This window comes from Paraburkholderia sp. HD33-4, assembly GCF_021390635.1.
Taxonomy (GTDB): domain Bacteria; phylum Pseudomonadota; class Gammaproteobacteria; order Burkholderiales; family Burkholderiaceae; genus Paraburkholderia.
Map to the genome: position 1 here is coordinate 2667097 of NZ_JAJEJS010000002.1, position 17788 is coordinate 2684884.

Consider the following 17788-nt stretch of genomic DNA (forward strand, 5'->3'; position numbering starts at 1 on the left):
GGAGCTCCCAGCAACTCAACGGCTCGCCCGCGGCGCATTCGACGGCTTCGCCGGCGCCTTGCCCGACGGCAACTTGTTCAGCGCGGATTGAAAACTCAACGACTCCGTATGCGCCGGATGCGCAAAGTCGTTGTTGGGGCCCGGCACGTCGGTGCGGATCTGCACGACCTGGCCCGGCACGCCGTCGGCGAGCAGGAACGTGTAGCGCTTGCCCGTGTATTGCGCGAAGCGCGCCGCGTTCGGATCGTTCAGATACGGCTGCACGACGATGCGCCGCGCGCTGAGCGACTTGCCGCCGATCTCGCTAGGCACGCTCTCGATCTGCGGCCCCGCGGCGAGCGCGAGCCGCAGACGCTGCTGGAAATAGCGGCGCTGCCCGCCGGTGAGCCCCTGCATCTCCGCGATGTCGTGTTCGAGAAAATAGATGATCGCCGGATTGCACTGCAGGCCGCCGATCGGCAGGTTCACGCTGCCGCTGTGGTCGGACACCTGCGCATCGCCTTTCGCGTTGCTCTCGCTCAGCACCAGCACCTTGACGACATCGGCGCTGCGCGACGGCTGCTCCGAATCGATCAGCGCGTAGTCGAGTTCGGTCTGCGCGGCGACGCCGTGCAGATGATCGGTCAGAAAGATCAGCCGCTCGGCCGGCGTGATTTCTTCGCCGCCCGGCGCCGACGCCGGACTCGCCGCACGCGCGGCAAACGGCGCGAGGCACAGCGCCCACAGCGTTCCGATCAGCGCGGCGCGTGCCGCGCGCAGCCACGCGCCGCGCACGCGCGTCATTGCGAGGTGTCGCCAGGCTTCACTGCCGGCACGTCGACCGGTTTGAGCATCGGCACCTGGTAGGTCGCGAGGATGCTGTCGATCTTGTCGTGATTCGCGCCGATCCATTGATCCACCTTGTCCTTCCAGTCCTTCTCGCCGTAGCGCACGCCCATCGAAATCGTGTAGTCGAAGCGGATGCCGGGTGTCGGCTGGAACGGCACGAGCCTGACCGAGTCGCCGGCGCGCTTTGCGAAGTAGCCGGCAATCGGCCCCCACAGGAACACCACGTCGACGTTGCCCTCGTGCAGATCGTGTTCGATCATCTGACCGGGGTACACGCCGGGATCGCCGCTTTGCACCTGGTACGACACCGCCTGGTCGATCAGGTTGTGGCCGAGCAGCCAGTCCACCGCCGGGGTTTGCGAAAAGATGCCGAAGCGCAGCTTGTGCAGTTGATCGGGCGGCAGCTTCAACAGGTCGTCGGGGGTCTTGATGCTCGCGAACTCGGGCCGGTTCGGCAGCACCATCGCGTAAGTCGAGCGCAGATAGGGCTGCGTCGTCGACGTCATGTCATAGCCTTTCGGCACGCCGATGATCAGGTCGCAGCGATAACGGTCGCTGCCCTCGGCCTTCTCCCGCAAGGTGTGGCGCACGAAACCCATGCGCTGCGGAAAGTACGTGTATTCGAGCTTGTAGCCGAAGTCGCTCGCCATCTGGGCCGCGATGCGGTTCTCGTAGCCCTCGCCCTTGTCGTTGGACAACGGCATGTTGTTCGGGTCCGCGCACACCCTGAGCACGCCGTCCGCGCCGTCGTTGTTCGGCAGCGCGGGGCCGTCCGCCCGGACCGCGGCGCTCGCGAGCGCGGCGCCGCACAACGCGGCGGCGATCACGCTGACATGCACGGACATGCTTCTCTTAACACGCATCGTGAGCCTCCGGAAGAATGACGGCGCGGCGTTAATTCGAGTCGATGGCATGCAGATCGCCCGGCTTGATCTGTCCATCGGAGCGTCCTTTCAGATACGCGTAGAGATTTTCCCAGTTCTTCTGCATCATCTGGCTCGAGCTGAAATCGGGCATGCCCTTCTCCACCCGGCCGCCGAACACCGTGCGATGAAACTCGGTCTTATCCAGCGTCTTGAACGCATCGATCAGCGACGGCCCGACCATGCCCTGCTGCTGCGCGCCGTGGCAGCGTTCGCAGGCGAGCGCGCGCCACGTCTTCCAGCCCAGCAGCGTATTAGTGTCGACCTTGTCGCCGTCGACTACCTTGTACGCGACCTGCGCAATCGAAGGATTGTTCTGCGCGTATCCGACGGGCAACACGACCAGCGCTGCGGGCAACACGGTGAGCAACAGGATAGATCGGCCTTTCATGCACATGTCTCCATCTGGAAATAAGCCGCTCCCCGATGCGCTTCATCAACGCATCCACCATACGGGCGCGGTTGAGGGTGATTCACCGGCTTGACGAGGCTGATGGGGCGACCGTGCCTGCAGAGGCCGCCCCGCTCGTTCAGCCGTTCATTTCAGCCGTTGGTTCAGCTCTTTTCGTTAGGAATCGCGAACACGAACAGCGTGCCGCCCAGCGCGGTGTACTTGGCGAGATCCTTGTAGCCGCCGACCGCGCCCAGACCTTCGGTCGGCTTCTCGAGACCTGCCGCCATGCCGATGCCGGCCCAGCCGCCGATGCCCGAGTACACGCCGACGTACTGCTTGCCCTGATACTCATACGTGAAGACGTTGCCGATGATTCCCGACGGCGTCTTGAAGCGCCACAGTTCCTTGCCGTCCGAGATACGAACCGCCTTCAGGTAGCCTTCCAGCGTGCCGTAGAACGCGATGCCGCCGCCGGTCGCCAGCACACCCGACCATACCGAGAACTTCTCCGGCTTCGAGTAGACGATCTTGCCCTTGCTCGCATCCCACGCGATGAAGTTGCCCATCGCGTTGTTCTCGTTCGGGCCCGGATACATCGACAGCGTGGCGCCGACATACGGCTGTCCCGACACGTAGTCGACATCGAACGGCTCGTAGTCCATACAGACGTGGTTGGTCGGCACGAGGAACAGATTCGAGTTCGGATCGAACGCCGCCGGTTGCTGGTCCTTCGAACCGAGCGCTGCCGGGCAGATGCCCTTCACGTTGTGATCGGACCCGGCTGCCTGCGTCGAGTACGCCGCGTTGCGAATCGGCAGGCCGCTTTGCAGATCGACACGGTCGGCCCAGTTCACCGCCGGGTCGTACTTCTGTGCGACCAGCAGTTGGCCGGTTTCGCGGTTCAACGTATAGCCGAAGCCGTTACGGTCGAAGTGCACGATCGCGGGCACCTTCTTGCCGTTGATCGTCAGATCGGACAGGATCATTTCATTGACGCCGTCATAGTCCCATTCGTCGTGCGGGGTCATCTGGTAGACCCATTTGGCCGTGCCGGTATTCAGGTCGCGCGCGAAGATCGACATCGACCATTTGTTGTCGCCCGGACGTTGCGTCGGGTTCCATGTGCCCGGATTGCCGGTACCGTAGTAGACAAGGTTGAGTTTCGGGTCCCACGCATACCAGCCCCACGTGGTGCCGCCTCCCAGCTTCCACTGGTCGCCCTTCCACGACTTCAGCGACGAATCCGCGCCCACCGGCACCATCTGGCCGTTGGTGTACGTCATCGTCTTTTGCGGGTCGAGCAGCATTTCGTTGTCGGGGCCCGTGCTGTACGCGGTCCAGACCGGTTTGCCGGTCTTGATGTCGTATGCGATCAGACGCCCACGCACGCCGAACTCGCCGCCCGAGATGCCGGTCAGTACCTTGTCGCCGAATACGTGCGGCGCGTTGGTGTTGGTTTCGCCGGCTTTCGGATTGCCGTTCTGCGCGGTCCACACCACCTCGCCCGTCTTCGCGTTCAGCGCGACCAGCTTGGTGTCGGCCTGCTGCAGGAAAATCTTGCCGTCGCCGTAAGCGAGACCGCGATTGACGGTGTCGCAGCACATCACGGAGACGACCTGCTCGTCCTGCTTGGGTAGATACTGCCAGAGGAACGTCTGATCCTTCAGGTTGACCGCGATCACCTTGTTAGGAAACGGGGAGTGGATATACATCGTGTCGCCGATCACGAGCGGCGCGCCTTCATGGCCGCGTAGCACGCCGGTCGACATGGTCCATGCGACCTGCAGTTTGCCGACGTTGTTCGCGTTGATCTGCTTGAGCGGGCTGTAGCGGTGATTCGCATAGTCGCCCGCCTGGGCCGCCCAGTTGGATGGGTTTTTCATCAGTCCGTCGAGCTGCGAATCGGCCTGCGCAGCCAGAGAACCAAAGGCTGCGGATGCGAGGATCGCGAGCCCAAGAACTACAGTGCGTAAGTTCATGTCTCCTCCAGAATTGTCCTGCTGTTCAACTCACGAATGACCCACGCTACCTCATCGCATCGTGCGCGCCTTCTCGAGTGCAGGTAACGATTAACGCCCTATCCCGATTCGATGTCAGGCTTCGCGACGCATGAACGGCCGACGCATATTCCATGCCGGAATAGCGATAACGCTGCCGCCATTGCCCTCCCGGGCCCGGCGACCCTGCTCGCGCGACCTGTCGCGGCGCTCGGGCGTTGCACGCCGAAGCTTGCATGGCGGTAAGCTGAAAGGGTTGCGTCACGCGATGCGGCACATACTGTGTCACTTGCGTGATACGAATCGTGTCCATTGCGAATCACGCGCCGCAGCACGGGCCTGTCACCAGCAACGATGCTTCGTTCGGCGAACGATTCGCGTATTCGAGGAGCAACCGCCATGGCAAACACCGAGCACGTCTATACCGACGAAGAGATCCAGCAGCGCCTCGTCGGTCCGCTACAGCACTGGTATCTGGAAGATGGCTGGCTGCGGCGCAAATACCGCACCGAGGGCTGGAAGGGAACGCTGATGGTGGTCAACACCGTGGGCCATCTTGCGGAAGCCGCATGGCACCACCCGGATCTGACGGTCTCGTACGCGTTCGTGACCGTCAAGCTGAAAACGCACAGCGCGAAAGGCATCACCGACAAGGACTTCGCGCTCGCGACCAAGATCGAATCGGTGGTCCACTGGCAGCCTGGCCTCGAGGACGGCCCGCTCGAAGGCACGCCGGCCGACGATCAGCGCTTCCGCTACATCAAGTACGACGCGCCCAAATCCGCGCAAGGCAGTTGACGCGGCCGGCTGGCGCCGGATGAAACAGCGCGTGACACAGTGCGCCTTCGGCGTCACACAGCGTCCATGCAGCGGCGAAATCGCGTCGCGCGCGACCCGCCCGTTGAGTGGTGTCGGCGGGCCGAACCCGCGGCGGGAGCCGTTCCGCGCGCCTGGTACGGCTTTCGCTTGAGGTCGCCGGGCGCACTGTCGCTGGAACCCGCGACGCGATGCGACGCGACGCTCGCGGACGCTCCGCGGCCAAACGCAGTCGCTCGCACCCGCAAGGACAACTGAGGACACTCGAGATGCCGCTTCAGCTTCGTCGCCTGCCGCCACGCGCCCCCATTACGATCGATGCGCCCGCGCGGCTGCATCTGGGCTTTCTCGATCCGAACGCGTCGCTCGGGCGTGCGTTCGGTAGCCTGGGGCTCGTCATCGATACGCACGGCACGCGGATCGAAGCACGGCTCGCCGAACGCGAGCAGATTGGCGGCGTGGCGAGCGAGGCCGAGCGCGGGCGGATCGCGATGAGTCTTGCGCGGCTGCAGGCTGCCTATGGACCGGCGACACTCGCGATCGACGTGCTGGAGGCGCCGCGCGCGCACACGGGCCTCGGTTCCGGCACGCAACTGGCGCTCGCCGTGGGCACCGCGTTCGCACACCTCGTCGGCCAGCCGGCGACGAGCGCCGAGCTCGCCAGCCTGCTCGGGCGCGGCGCGCGCTCCGGCATCGGCATACTCGGCTTCGAGCACGGCGGCCTGCTGCTCGATGGCGGGCCGCCCGGCGATCTGCGCCAGAGCATGCCGCCGCTGCTGTCGCGCCAGCCGTTTCCGCAACAGTGGCGCGTGCTGCTCGTCAGCGACAACAGCCGCGAGGGCTTGCACGGTGCCGAGGAACGCGGCGCGCTCGCGTCGCTCGCGCCGTTTCCGCGGCAGCTCGCCGCGCATCTGTGCCATCTGGTGCTGATGCAGATTCTGCCCGGCGCCGCCGAACATAACTTCGCGCCGTTCGCGCACGGCCTGACCGAGCTGCAGCAGACCATCGGAGAATATTTCGCGAGCGCGCAAGGTGGCGTGTTCGCGAGCCCCGACGTCGAGCGCGTGTTGCGCGCGGTCGCCGCCGAACGCACCGCCGGCATCGGCCAGACCTCGTGGGGCCCGACGGGCTTCGCGGTGCTCGCGAGCGCGCGCGAGGCCGAGCGCGCGCTCGAGACCGCACGCGCCGTCGCGAGCGCGCTGCCGCATATCGAATGCAGCGTCGTCGCGGGCCGCAATAGCGGCGCGGCGATCGGCGGCGCCGAGACGCACGCGCCGCACATCGACGCCGCATGATGCGCGGCCCTGCTCAGGCCGCCGCTTGCAAAAGGCGCGGCCACGCGCGGCGCGGCCTGACCTCGCGCCGTCCCCAGGATTGCCACTAAAACGAGCCCCGCCATGTCAGAAACCATTGAAAGGCCCTACATCCTGCACATGCTCACGGCCACGCCGCAGATGAGTCCGTTCGACGTCAACATGGCCGCCGACGCCGGCTATCAGGTCATCGTGCCGTACTGCAACGTCGAAGCGGGGATGGTCGCGAATCTGACGCAGGACGCGATCTTCTCGCGCGGCCCGAAAGGGGTGTCGCGCACCGGCATCTTCATCGGCGGACGCGACGTGATGCAGGCCGCCGACATGCTCGACACCGCGCGCAAAGCGATGGTCCCGCCGTTCGAAGTCTCGGTGTTCGCCGACCCGAGCGGCTCGTACACGACCGCGGCCGCGCTCGTCGCGCTGGTCGAGCGGCACCTGGGCAAACAGCACGGCGTCGAGCTGGGCGGCAAGCGCGTGCTGATTCTCGGCGGCACCGGCGCGGTCGGGCGCATCGCGGCGGCGATCGCCGCGTCGCGCGGCGCCGACGTGACGATCGCGAGCCACACCGACCGCAATCGAGCGCTCAGCGCCTCGGCCGAACTCAACCAGCGCTTCGGCATCTTCACCAACGGCATCGGCACCACGACACCCGACGAGTTGCGCGGCGCGCTCGCCGACGCGGAAATCGTGCTCGCGACCGCGCTCGCGGGCGTGCAGGTGGTCGGCAGCGACGACCTCGCGCATGCGAAACGCCTGCTCGTCGCCGCCGACGTCAACGCGGTGCCACCCGAAGGCATCGCCGGCGTGAACGTGATGAACGACGGCAAGCCGATCGACGGCGTGCCGAACGCGGGCGCGGTCGGCATCGGCGCGCTGGCGATCGGCAACGTCAAGTATCAGGTCGAGCATCGCCTGTTCATGCGCATGCGCACGGGCGGCAAGCCGGTCTACCTAGGCTTCCCGCAAGCCTACGACGAGGCCCGCGCGGTCGCGGCCGGTCTCGGCTGAGAGCCGCCATCATGAAACCGCACCGGCCGCTCACGCATGCGCCGTTTGTCGCGCTCGCCGGCTTGTCCGCGCGCTGGCTCGCGCAGTCCGCGGCGCGCGCCAGCCTGCACGTCGCCGCGCTCGATATCTTCGGCGACCGCGACACACGCGAGGCCGCCGAACTGTGGTTCGACATCGGCCGGGGTGATGGCGCGCTCGCAATCGATCGGGCGCGGCTCGTCGATGCGCTTGCGCGTGTCGCGCACCTGCCGGGTTTGCTTGGCTGGATCGGCGGCAGCGGGCTCGAACCTTTGATGCCTGACTTGTGCCGGGAGCCCGGATTGCCGCGCTTTCTCGGCAACGGTGCCGGGACGATCGCGGCCGTGCGCGAGCCGCGGCGCTTCTTCGCGCTGCTCGACGCGTTGCGGATCGCGCATCCGGCCGTGTCGTTCGAGCCGCCCGCCACGCCCGAGGGCTGGCTGTTCAAGCGGGCGGATGGCTGCGGCGGTACGCATATCCGGGCGGCCGACGCGGTCGGTTCAACGAGCGACTGCGCGCACGGCTACTTCCAGCGCATCGGTCAGGGCCGCTCGCTGTCGGCGCTTTTCATCGGCGTGCGCGGCCGCGCGCATCTGATCGGTTTCGCCGAGCAACTCACCTGCGCGACCGGCGATCTGCGCTTCGTGCATGCGGGCTCGATCGGACCCATCGACTTGCCGCCGACGCTCGTCGCGCACGCGCAGCTTGCGCTCGACGCGCTGTGCGCACGCACCGGTCTGGTCGGCATCAACAGCTGCGACTTCCTGTCCGACGGCACCACGTTCGAAGTGCTCGAAATCAACGCGCGCCCTTCGTCGACGCTGGCGCTCTACGAAACCGCGTCGCCCGATGCATGGCCAGCCGGCCTGCTCGCCTGCCACCTCGACGCGTGTCGGCACGCACACGCGCCGTCGGCGGCGAGCCTCGCGCTCGCCCGCGCCCCGCGCTGGCGCGCCGGCCAGCGGGTGCTGTTCGCGCAGCGGCCGTTCAACGTGTCGGCGGCGTTCTCCGACGCCTGCCTGCGCGATCCGCAATGCCGCGACGTGCCGACGCCGGGCACCCGCATCGACGTAGCGCAGCCGGTCTGCACGCTGCACGTGCGCGCGGCGTCGGCGGACGCGGTGCGCGGCGCGCTCGACGCGCAGCACGAACGCGTCGTCCAACGAATCGAAACCTGCGATGAACCCGACCATGCCTGCCTCCACGCCCACAGCTGAGACTTCCCCGCCCGCCGCGCTGCCGAGTGTGAACGCGCTTTCAGAGCGCCTCGTCGCACGGCTCGTCGAGCAGGCGGCGCACCTCGGCGTGGCGCTCACGCGCACGGCCGACGGCACGGTGATCGCGGATGCCGGCGTCGACGCGCGCGGCAGTCTCGACGCGGGCGTGCTGATCGCGCGGATCTGCATGGGCGGTCTCGGCCGCGTCGCGGTGCGGGCGAACTTCGACGCCACGCCGCTGTGGCCGACGATGCTCGAGGTCAGCACCTCCTCGCCGGTGCTCGCCTGTCTCGGCAGCCAGTACGCGGGCTGGAGTCTGTCGGCCACCAAGGAGCAGACCGGCGGCAAGAAGTTCTTTTCGCTCGGCTCGGGGCCCGCCCGCGCGCTCGCGGTCAAGGAGCCGCTGTTCGACGAACTCGGCTATCGGGACCGCCACGAACGCGGTGCGCTGGTGCTCGAAGTGGATCGCCTGCCGCCGCAGGTCGTGATCGACAAGGTGCTGCGCGATTGCGGCCTCGCGCCCGAGCACCTGACGCTGATCGTCACGCCGACACACTCTGTCGCGGGAACGGTACAGGTGGTGGCTCGCGTCGTCGAAGTTGCGCTGCACAAGGTGCACGTGCTCGGCGTGCCGCTCGACGAGATCGTCGCGGGCACGGGCTCGGCGCCGCTGCCGCCGCCCGCGCCCGACGGCATTCAGGCGATGGGCCGCACCAACGACGCGATCCTGTACGGCGGCCGCGTGCATCTGACCGTCCAGCACGACGAGATCGCGCAACGTCTCGCCGACAGCCTGCCCTCCGCCAATTCGCGCGACTACGGCCGGCCGTTCGCGGACGTGTTCACCGCCGTCAACTTCGACTTCTATCAGATCGATCCCGCGCTGTTCGCGCCCGCCGAAGTGTGGGTCAGCAGCCTCGAAAGCGGCACGACCTATCATGGCGGCCGCCTCGACGCCGCCCTGCTGCGCAAACAGTGGGGCGGCGAGTCCGTCGCGCAATGATGACTACGCCAGGCGTGCGCATCGCGATCATGACCGACGAAACCGGCTGGCACACCGGCCGGCTGAAAAGAGCGTTCCGCGCGCGCGGCGCCGATGCGCGCTGCGTCGATCTCGCGGATTGCCGCATCGACACCACGTGGCTGCCGCACGGCCTCGTGATCCCGGGCTTCGGCCGCACGCTGCCAGACGCGGTGTTCGTGCGCGGCATCGCCGGCGGCACCTTCGAGCAGGTGACGCTGCGCCTGGGCATCCTGCACGCGCTGCGCGAGTCGGGCGTGCCGGTCTACAACGACGCGCGCGCGATCGAGCGCAGCGTCGACAAATCGATGACGAGCTTCCTGCTGCATCGCGCCGGCGTGCCGACACCGGCGACGTGGGCCGGCGAATCCGCCGCGTTCGCGCAACGCGTACTGATGCGCGAAGCGGCCGCCGGCCGTCAGGTCGTGCTCAAGCCGCTGTTCGGTTCGCAAGGCCACGGGCTCAGACGGCTCGGTGCGCGCGGCGGCTTGCTTGCGCCGTTGCCGTCGCTTGCACGTTACCGGCAGGTCGCTTATTTGCAGCGCTTCGTCGCTGGCGAGCGGCCCGGTTTCGACTGGCGCGTGCTGGTGATCGGCGGCAAGGCGGTTGCGGCGATGCGGCGCAGCGGCGGCAAGGGCTGGATTCACAACGTCGCGCAAGGGGCACGCTGCGAGCCCGCCGAACTGACGGTTCCGCTCGCGCAGACGGCAGTGCGCGCAACCGCCGCGCTCGGGCTCGACTATGCGGGCGTCGACCTGATCCCGAATCCTGACCCCGCCAACCCCGCCGCGCTGCCGCTCGTGCTTGAAGTCAACGGCGTGGCCGCGTGGCGCGGCTTGCAGTCGGTCGTGCCGCTCGACGTCGCGGCCGCGCTGGTCGACGATCTGCTCGATCGCAAGCTCGCGGCACAGCGGCGTGCGAACGAGCAAGGCGAGCCAGCCATTAGCGACGGGTTGCCGAAGCAGTCTCCGCGGCGCCGGGCTTGACCGCCATGCCCGACGCTCCTGCGATTCCCGTCGAGCGAGCGCGCGCGGCTTTCCTCGAAGCCTGCGCGCTCGACGTCACCACGCCGAAACCCGGCAACGTCAGTATCCGAAGCCCCGGCCACGGCATGCAGGCGGCACAGTTCCTGGCCAGCGCGGACGCGTCGCTTGATGCGCTATTCGCACGCGGCGCCCGAGTCGGACAGCGCATTCTCGACGCAGTCACGCGCACGCGCGCGGCCGTCGGCTGCAATACGAATCTTGGCATCGTGCTGCTGGTCGCGCCGCTCGCCGCAGCCCTCGACGAAGCCGGCGCTCGGCCGGTGTCGGAGGAAGCGTGGCGCGCCGCCGCCGGCGATGTGCTGAGCCGGCTCGACGTCGAAGACGCGCGATTGGCCTACCGCGCGATCGCGCTCGCCAATCCGGGCGGCCTCGGCGACGCGCCCGAGCAATCGGTCCACGCGCCGCCGACGATCGGCCTGCGCGACGCGATGCGGCTCGCCAGCGAGCGCGACAGCATCGCGCGGCAGTACGCGAACGGTTTCGCGGACCTGTTCGACACCGGCCTCGCGGCGTACCGGGAAGCTTCGGCGCGGGCGCGCGACGCCGCGCCCGAAATTGCTAACCAAATCGCTAACGAAATCGCGATGCTCAACGTGTTTCTCGCGTTCCTCGGCGGCTGGCCCGACTCTCACATTGTGCGCAAGCACGGGCTCCCGCTGGCGCAGAGTGTCACGCTGGTGGCACGCGAACAGCACGCGCGCTGGCGCCAGACCCGAGCCGCCCCGCGCCGCCCGGCAAGCGATGCACAACTCGATGCCTGGGATGACGAATTGAAGGCGCGCGCGATCAATCCCGGCACCAGTGCGGACCTCGCGGTAGCCACGCTGTTCATCGCGCGCTGTGTCGAAGGGAGCGGTTAACCCTGAATCGTATGGACTGGATACGCGCCCGCGAGGCGCGTGGGCACGCTCGCAGCCGCAACTGGCACGGAACCTGTTAGTTAGTACCGCCGTGCATCCGCACCGCTCTCGCGATGCTTGTCTGGACGATCGCGGGCGGCGCCTCGTCAGCAGGTCCATACCTACTCATTGGAGGAACAGAATGGCCAAGATCAACCGCGTCATGATCGGTGAGTCGCTCGTCGGCGACGGCAACGAGGTCGCGCACATCGACTTGCTGATCGGACCGCGAGGTTCGGCTGCGGAGACCGCGTTCTGCAACGCCCTCACCAACAACAAGGACGGCTTCACTTCGCTACTCGCCGTCGTCGCGCCCAATCTCATCACGAAGCCCAATACGATCCTGTTCAACAAGGTGACGATCAAAGGCGCCAAGCAGGCGGTGCAGATGTTCGGCCCGGCGCAGCACGCGGTCGCGCTCGCGGTGGCCGACAGCGTCGAGGACGGCACGATTCCCGCAGACGAGGCCGACGATCTGTTCGTCTGCGTCGGCGTCTTCATCCACTGGCAGGCCGAGGACGACAAGAAGATCCAGCAGTTCAACTATCAGGCGACCCGCGAGGCGCTCAAGCGCGCGGTCAGCGGCGAACCGAGCGCGGCTGAAGTAGTATCGAAGAAAGGCACCGTCGCGCATCCGTTCGCTCCGAACTGACGGCGCGTGCCAGCGCAGGAGACGCGGCGCCCTCAGCGGTGTCGTCCGCGATGCTTATCGCCATGCGATTCGCGGCGTCATGGCCGGCCCCGCCTCCTCGCGCATCCCGTCGCCTCGCGGCCGCAAGGCATGCACCTCGAATAGCGGTTCGTGAAGCAGGTTCAATGCTCTCGCAGAGGCATTCAATGAACAACAGATGTCGCGCGCTTCTCGCCTTTACCTCGCTCGTGCTCGCCGCGCCGCTCGCGTGGGCGGACGGCGGCTACAACTATCCGACCGAAGGCCGCGTCGAATACGTGCTCAGTTGCATGGACGATAACGGCCACGATTTCGCGAACGTCTACAAGTGTTCGTGCGTGATCGACAAGATGGCCGCATCGTTGCCGTACGACGAGTTCGTCGACCAGTCGACCTTCTCGAAGTACGCGACGCTAGGCGGCGAAGGCGGCGCGGAATTCCGCGTTGATCACGCGAAGGCGGAAACCAAGCGGTTCCGCACGCTGCAAACGAGCGCGTATCAGGCGTGCGGACTAGGTCCGCAGAAAACCTCGACCGTGGCGAAATGACCGTTGTCTGAAACGCGCCGGGTGTGCGGCGCGGCCGGGGCGGCGCTTCCCGCTAGACGTGCTCGGCTGGGCGTGCCCCACTAGGCTGCCCGGCTAGGCGCCCCCCACTAGGCGTGCCCAGCTAGGCGCCCCCGGCTAGGCGCCCCCCTCAATTCGGCACCAGCCCCTCGCCCAGCGACGCGTAACGCGCGAGGCCCACGGCGGCCGCCGAGCCATCGCCGCGACGCCGCTCGATCTGCACGCCGACGGCCGCAAGATCGGCGAATTTGGCCGGCTTCGCGAGCGACACGCGCACCCAGTGCGCGCCGAAGTCGGCGATCAGCAGTTGCGCGATCGTCTCGGCGAGTGCCTCCAGCAGCCGCACGCGATGCGATGCGAATAGCGCGAGCAGCGCCTCGCGCACGGCCGCGTAGTTGACCGTATCTTCGATTCGGTCCGTCGTGCACGCGCGGATCGCGGGCACGCCGATGGCCAGATTCACACGCACCGGTTGCGCAACATGCATCTCGCTGCTATCGATACCGATGACCGTCTGGCCGATGAAGTTCTCGATGAATACGATGTCGAGGCGCTCGGGCAGTCCGCCGGTATCCGAGGAATTGGCGCCGAGGCTGGAAAATGCGGCAAGGCGAACAGTATCGATTCGATCCATGATGGTCTCCGCCGCGGCGCGGCCCAAGATTGAATAACCTGTGATGAAGAGCGGAACAATAGAACAGTAGAACAGTAGAACAGTAGAACTGAACGACCCGCGGCACACTCTGTGCCGAAGCTGCCACAGGCATGCAACATGCAAACCGTTTAACGCATCGCGCATCGAGAAAAGCAAATTTCGGGCACGGTGAGGTAAACCCGTGTGACTTTCTGTTGAACCAATCTGGCATCGGGCGTACAGTTTTAAATACCCGCCTGGTAGCAGGGCCGGTCGCGTGGGCGCAGGCGAACCGAGATTACGCCGCACCAAGGGCAGACAGGCTTGATAAAGCGGCATTCGCGGCGTGCGAAGCAGTCACGCTTCCGAAATGACGCAACGGAGACAAATCCCATGTCGTTGCTCGCTGACAGCAATACGCACGTCCGGGAAGTTCTGAACGTCGTCAACCATCAGTTGACCACGCGGCCGACAAGCGAATGCGTCGCTCAATCGTGGACGCGCTGCATCAACGAATTCCAGCTGGATCCCGGGCGTTTCGTCCCACCACCGGTTCTGACCGAGTACGAACTCAGCGCCCGCCGTGAGGCGCTCGGCGATCTGATCGCGTGTTCGAAGCTCGAGATGACCACGCTCTATCAGCAACTGGCCGACCCCGAACTCGCGGTCGTGCTCGTCGATTCGGGCGGCGTGATCGTGCATCAGGTGTCGTCCGTGCCGTTCGCCGAGGCGGTCGCCGGCGACGGCTTTCGCGTCGGCGCGCTGTGGAGCGAACGCGAAGCCGGCACCAACGGCATGGGCACCTGTCTCGCGGAGCGCGACTGCATCGCCGTCTGTCAGCACGAGCATTTCTATCCGCGCTATACGTCGCTCACCTGCTCGGCCGCGCCGATCTTCGACGACGGCGGCGAAATCGCCGGCGTGCTCGACGTCACGAGCCGCTCGAAGCTGCTGCAGCAGCACTCGCTGGTGCTCGTCGGCATGTCGCGGCAGATGATCGAGAACCGGTTGCTCGATGCGCGCTACCGGCACGCCCACATGATCCATTTCCACAGCCGCCCGGAATTCGTCGGCACGCTGCACGGCGGCAAGCTCGCGGTCGGCGACGACAGCACCGTGCTCGCCGCGAATCGCAGCGCGCTGTTCCAGCTCGGCTTCCGCTCGTTGAGCGAGCTGCGCGGCCGGCGCATCGAAGAAGCGTTCAACGCGTCGCTCGAAGACATGATCGCGCGTAGCATTCGCGGCTCGTTCCATCCGGTCACCGTCTACAGCGCGAATGCGACGAACCGCTTTTTCCTCGTCGCGCAGACGCCGCAGAACGCGACCGGGCGCGTGACGCGCGTGCTCGTCAGCGGCTCCGCCCTGCGCGGCGACACCCCCGAAAAACACGAGAAACAAGAGAAGCACGCGCCGGTGCCGAAGCTCGACGAGATCGCCCACCTCGAATTCGGCGACCCGCGCATGGCCTCGCAGATCCAACTGGCGGCGCGCGTGATCCAGCGCAAGATTCCAATCGTGCTACGCGGCCAGACCGGCACCGGCAAGGAAGTCTTCGCGCAGGCGCTGCATAGCATCAGCCCGCACGCCGATGGTCCGTTCGTGCCGGTCAACTGCGCGTCGCTGCCGGAGAACCTGATCGAGAGCGAGCTGTTCGGCTATCGCGCGGGCGCGTTTACCGGTGCGCAGCGCGAAGGACGGCGCGGCAAGATCGTGCAGGCCAACGGCGGCACGCTGTTTCTCGACGAGATCGGCGACATGCCGCTCGTGCTGCAGGCGCGCCTGCTGCGCGTGATCGAGGAACACGAGGTCACGCCGCTCGGCGCCGAGACCACCGTCAAGGTCAATTTCCAGCTGATCAGCGCGAGCCACCGCAATCTGCTCGAACTCGTGCAGAGCGGCCAGTTCCGCGAGGACCTGTACTACCGGCTCAAAGGTGTCGAGCTGAATCTGCCGGCGCTGCGCGAGCGCGTCGACAAGCTGCCGCTGATCCATCATCTGCTCGCCAACGAAACCGACGATCCGCCCGATCTGACGCCGGAAGCCGAACACGCGCTGCTCACCTATGCGTGGCCCGGCAACATCCGTCAGCTGCGTCACGTGTTGCAGATGGCCATCGCGCTGTCCGACGGTGAGCCGATCCGCTGCGAGCATCTGCCGCCCGAGGTCACGCAACGCACCTCGGCAGTCGACATGCCGACCGCGCTGCGCCTTGCGAACGCGGACATGGACGCGCATCTCGCCGACGAGGCCGACATTTCTTCGCTGAACGCGATCCAGCTGAACGAGCGCGACACGGTGCTGTCGCTGCTCGACGAGCATCGCTGGAACGTCAGCAACGTCGCGAAAGCGCTCGGCATCAGCCGCAACACGCTGTACCGCAAGATGCGCCGGCTGCACATCCGGCTGTCGCACGAAGGCTCGCCGCCGGACGGCATGCCGCTCGATCTCGACGCATGACCCAGTCGTCCCCCAACGAGTCAGCGCACCAAGCCGCCCGCGATCTCGCCGACTTCAAGCCGGATGCGCGCTTCGCGTGGTGCGTGACCGGCTCTGGTCACATGCTCGAAGAATCGATCGCGCTCGCGCGGCGCTTGCCGCGCGTCGATCTGTTTCTGTCCGCGGCTGCCGAGGAAGTGCTGCCGCTCTATGGCTGGTCGCTCGACAAGCTGCGCGAACAGTTTCGCGTGCTGCGCGACAACAGCGCGAGCGGCGTGCCGGTCGGCATGCTGTATCACGGCGTCTATCACACGGTCGTGATCGCGCCCGCCACCAGCAACACGGTCGCCAAATGCGCGTACGGCATCTCCGATACGCTGCCGACCAACATGTACGCGCAGGCCGGCAAGCAATGCATCCCCGGCATCGTCTTTGCATGCGACACCGAACCGAGCGTGATCACGCATAGCCCGGACGAATGGGTCGAACTGCGGCCAAGGGCGATCGAACTCGATAACGTCGAGCGTCTGGCGCGCTTCGAATACACGACGCTCGTGCGCTCGCTCGACGAACTCGAAGCGGCGCTCGCCCAACGCCTCGCGACCCTCGCTCTCGCATGGACCACCTCCTCTTCCTGACCGGCCGGCTTGCCGAACCGAGCCTGCGGCGCGTGCTCGACGGCATGGCGCCGACGCCGTTCAGCTGGGAGGTACGCGAAATCGGCCTGCAGGTCGCCGCGTTGATGACCGCCGAGCTGATCCAGCGTCGCGTGAGCGCGCCGCTCGCCGCGCAGCGCGTGATCGTGCCGGGCCGCTGCCGCGGCGATCTCGACGCGCTGAGCGCGCACTACGGCGTGCCGTTCGAACGCGGGCCCGAGGAGGTCAAGGACTTGCCGCAGTTTTTCGGGCGCAAAGCGAAGCCACTCGATCTGAGCCGCTACGACACCGAGATTTTCGCGGAGATCGTCGACGCGCCGCGGCTCGACCTCGACGGCATCGCCGCAAGGGCGCGCGAGTACGCGGCCCAGGGCGCGGACGTGATCGACATAGGCTGTCTGCCGGACACGCCGTTTGCGCATCTCGAAGACGCGGTGCGACGGCTGAAGGCCGAAGGCTATCGCGTCAGCGTCGATTCGATGCGCGACGACGAGTTGCTGCGCGGCGGCCGCGCGGGCGCCGACTATCTGATGAGCCTGAACCTCGACACGCTGTGGATCGCCGATGAAGTGCCAGCGACGCCGATCCTCGTCGCGCGCGAACCAGCCGACGCAGCCTCGCTCGACAGCGCGATTGAAGCGCTGACAGCACGCGGCCGCGCGTTTCTCGCCGATCCGATTCTCGACCCGATTCCGTTCGGGCTGGCCGCGTCGATTGCGCGCTATGTGCGTTTGCGCGAGCGCTATCCGGACATCGCGATCATGATGGGCATCGGCAACGTAACCGAATTGACCGAGGCCGACACGAGCGGCATCAACGCGGTGCTGCTCGGCATGGCGGCCGAATTGCGCGTAAGCGCGGTGCTGACGACGTCGGTGAGTCTGCATGCGCGGCGCGCGCTGCGCGAAGCCGATGTCGCGCGCCGCGTGATGCATGCCGCGCGCGATGCGCAGGTGCTGCCGAAGGGCATCAGCAGCGAACTCGCGACGGTCCACGCGAAACGCCCGTTTCCGTACAGCGCCGAGGAAATCGACGAATTCGCGCGCGGCGTGCGCGATCCGAATTTCCGCGTGCAGATCAGCGCCGACGGCATTCACGTGTACAACCGCGACGGCCATCGACGCGGCGACGATCCGTTCGCGCTGTACCCGCAGTTGAATCTCGAAACCGACGGCGGCCACGCGTTCTATATGGGCGTGCAACTTGCACGCGCCGAGATCGCATGGCGGCTCGGCAAGCGCTTCGATCAGGACCAGCCGCTCGACTGGGGCTGCGCGGTCGACCGGCCGGAAGAAGATTTGAGCGCGTGGTGTGCGCCGGGCGAGACGATGAAGAAGCGCTGA

General features: G+C 66.7%; 17 protein-coding genes. 12 read left to right on the forward strand and 5 right to left on the reverse strand.

Annotated features, from left to right (window positions below):
• Positions 1 to 15: 15 nt before the first annotated feature.
• From L0U84_RS32005 to L0U84_RS32020, 4 genes are all read right to left on the reverse strand, one after another.
• A complete protein-coding gene (locus L0U84_RS32005) occupies positions 16 to 783 on the reverse strand; it encodes a hypothetical protein (RefSeq protein ID WP_233856058.1) in 768 nt (255 codons plus the stop codon).
• Positions 780 to 1673 (reverse strand): substrate-binding domain-containing protein, encoded by an 894-nt coding sequence (locus L0U84_RS32010; RefSeq protein ID WP_442794063.1) that lies wholly within the window; start codon positions 1671 to 1673, stop codon positions 780 to 782. The genes L0U84_RS32005 and L0U84_RS32010 overlap by 4 nt, the downstream gene beginning before the upstream one ends.
• A 49-nt stretch (positions 1674 to 1722) precedes the next feature.
• On the reverse strand, positions 1723 to 2142 hold the full coding sequence (locus L0U84_RS32015; protein WP_233856060.1) for a c-type cytochrome: 420 nt from the start codon (positions 2140 to 2142) through the stop codon (positions 1723 to 1725).
• A gap of 164 nt (positions 2143 to 2306) precedes the next feature.
• Positions 2307 to 4124, reverse strand: coding sequence for a methanol/ethanol family PQQ-dependent dehydrogenase (locus L0U84_RS32020; RefSeq protein ID WP_233856061.1), 1818 nt, complete (start codon positions 4122 to 4124; stop codon positions 2307 to 2309).
• 417 nt (positions 4125 to 4541) lie between these two features.
• Here L0U84_RS32020 and L0U84_RS32025 point away from each other — a divergent pair, with 417 nt between their 5' ends.
• From L0U84_RS32025 to L0U84_RS32065, 9 genes are all read left to right on the forward strand, one after another.
• Positions 4542 to 4940 (forward strand): 4a-hydroxytetrahydrobiopterin dehydratase, encoded by a 399-nt coding sequence (locus L0U84_RS32025; protein ID WP_233856062.1) that lies wholly within the window; start codon positions 4542 to 4544, stop codon positions 4938 to 4940.
• Positions 4941 to 5227: 287 nt separating this feature from the next.
• A complete protein-coding gene (locus L0U84_RS32030; protein ID WP_233856063.1) occupies positions 5228 to 6253 on the forward strand; it encodes a beta-ribofuranosylaminobenzene 5'-phosphate synthase family protein in 1026 nt (341 codons plus the stop codon).
• Positions 6254 to 6355: 102 nt separating this feature from the next.
• Positions 6356 to 7282, forward strand: a complete 927-nt coding sequence (locus L0U84_RS32035) for an NAD(P)-dependent methylenetetrahydromethanopterin dehydrogenase (protein WP_233856064.1) — start codon at positions 6356 to 6358, stop codon at positions 7280 to 7282.
• An 11-nt stretch (positions 7283 to 7293) separates the two neighbouring features.
• The gene (locus L0U84_RS32040) at positions 7294 to 8517 is read left to right on the forward strand and encodes an ATP-grasp domain-containing protein (protein ID WP_233856065.1); all 1224 of its coding nucleotides are present in this window, start codon (positions 7294 to 7296) and stop codon (positions 8515 to 8517) included.
• A complete protein-coding gene (gene mch / locus L0U84_RS32045; RefSeq protein ID WP_233856066.1) occupies positions 8480 to 9520 on the forward strand; it encodes a methenyltetrahydromethanopterin cyclohydrolase in 1041 nt (346 codons plus the stop codon). Before L0U84_RS32040 ends, mch begins: the two co-directional genes overlap by 38 nt.
• Entirely contained in the window at positions 9517 to 10524 is a 1008-nt protein-coding gene (locus L0U84_RS32050; RefSeq protein ID WP_233856067.1) for an ATP-grasp domain-containing protein, read from the forward strand. The genes mch and L0U84_RS32050 overlap by 4 nt, the downstream gene beginning before the upstream one ends.
• A 5-nt stretch (positions 10525 to 10529) precedes the next feature.
• Positions 10530 to 11444: a triphosphoribosyl-dephospho-CoA synthase gene (locus L0U84_RS32055; RefSeq protein WP_233856068.1), complete on the forward strand. Its 915-nt coding sequence runs from the start codon at positions 10530 to 10532 to the stop codon at positions 11442 to 11444.
• 181 nt (positions 11445 to 11625) lie between these two features.
• Positions 11626 to 12135 carry a formaldehyde-activating enzyme gene (gene fae, locus L0U84_RS32060; RefSeq protein WP_233856069.1) on the forward strand — a complete coding sequence of 170 codons (510 nt, stop codon included), beginning with the start codon at positions 11626 to 11628 and terminating at the stop codon, positions 12133 to 12135.
• Positions 12136 to 12320: 185 nt separating this feature from the next.
• Positions 12321 to 12701, forward strand: coding sequence for a hypothetical protein (locus tag L0U84_RS32065; protein WP_233856070.1), 381 nt, complete (start codon positions 12321 to 12323; stop codon positions 12699 to 12701).
• A gap of 148 nt (positions 12702 to 12849) precedes the next feature.
• Here L0U84_RS32065 and L0U84_RS32070 read toward each other — a convergent pair whose 3' ends face one another.
• The gene (locus L0U84_RS32070) at positions 12850 to 13353 is read right to left on the reverse strand and encodes a dihydroneopterin aldolase (protein WP_233856071.1); all 504 of its coding nucleotides are present in this window, start codon (positions 13351 to 13353) and stop codon (positions 12850 to 12852) included.
• A 393-nt stretch (positions 13354 to 13746) separates the two neighbouring features.
• On the opposite strand from L0U84_RS32070, the gene L0U84_RS32075 reads away from it, so the two are divergent.
• From L0U84_RS32075 to L0U84_RS32085, 3 genes are read left to right on the forward strand one after another with little or no spacing between them, the layout of a single operon-like run.
• Entirely contained in the window at positions 13747 to 15810 is a 2064-nt protein-coding gene (locus L0U84_RS32075; protein WP_233856072.1) for a sigma-54-dependent Fis family transcriptional regulator, read from the forward strand.
• On the forward strand, positions 15807 to 16427 hold the full coding sequence (locus L0U84_RS32080; RefSeq protein WP_233856073.1) for a flavoprotein: 621 nt from the start codon (positions 15807 to 15809) through the stop codon (positions 16425 to 16427). Before L0U84_RS32075 ends, L0U84_RS32080 begins: the two co-directional genes overlap by 4 nt.
• Complete coding sequence (locus L0U84_RS32085; protein WP_233856074.1) at positions 16406 to 17788, forward strand: DUF6513 domain-containing protein; 1383 nt, start codon at positions 16406 to 16408, stop codon at positions 17786 to 17788. Before L0U84_RS32080 ends, L0U84_RS32085 begins: the two co-directional genes overlap by 22 nt.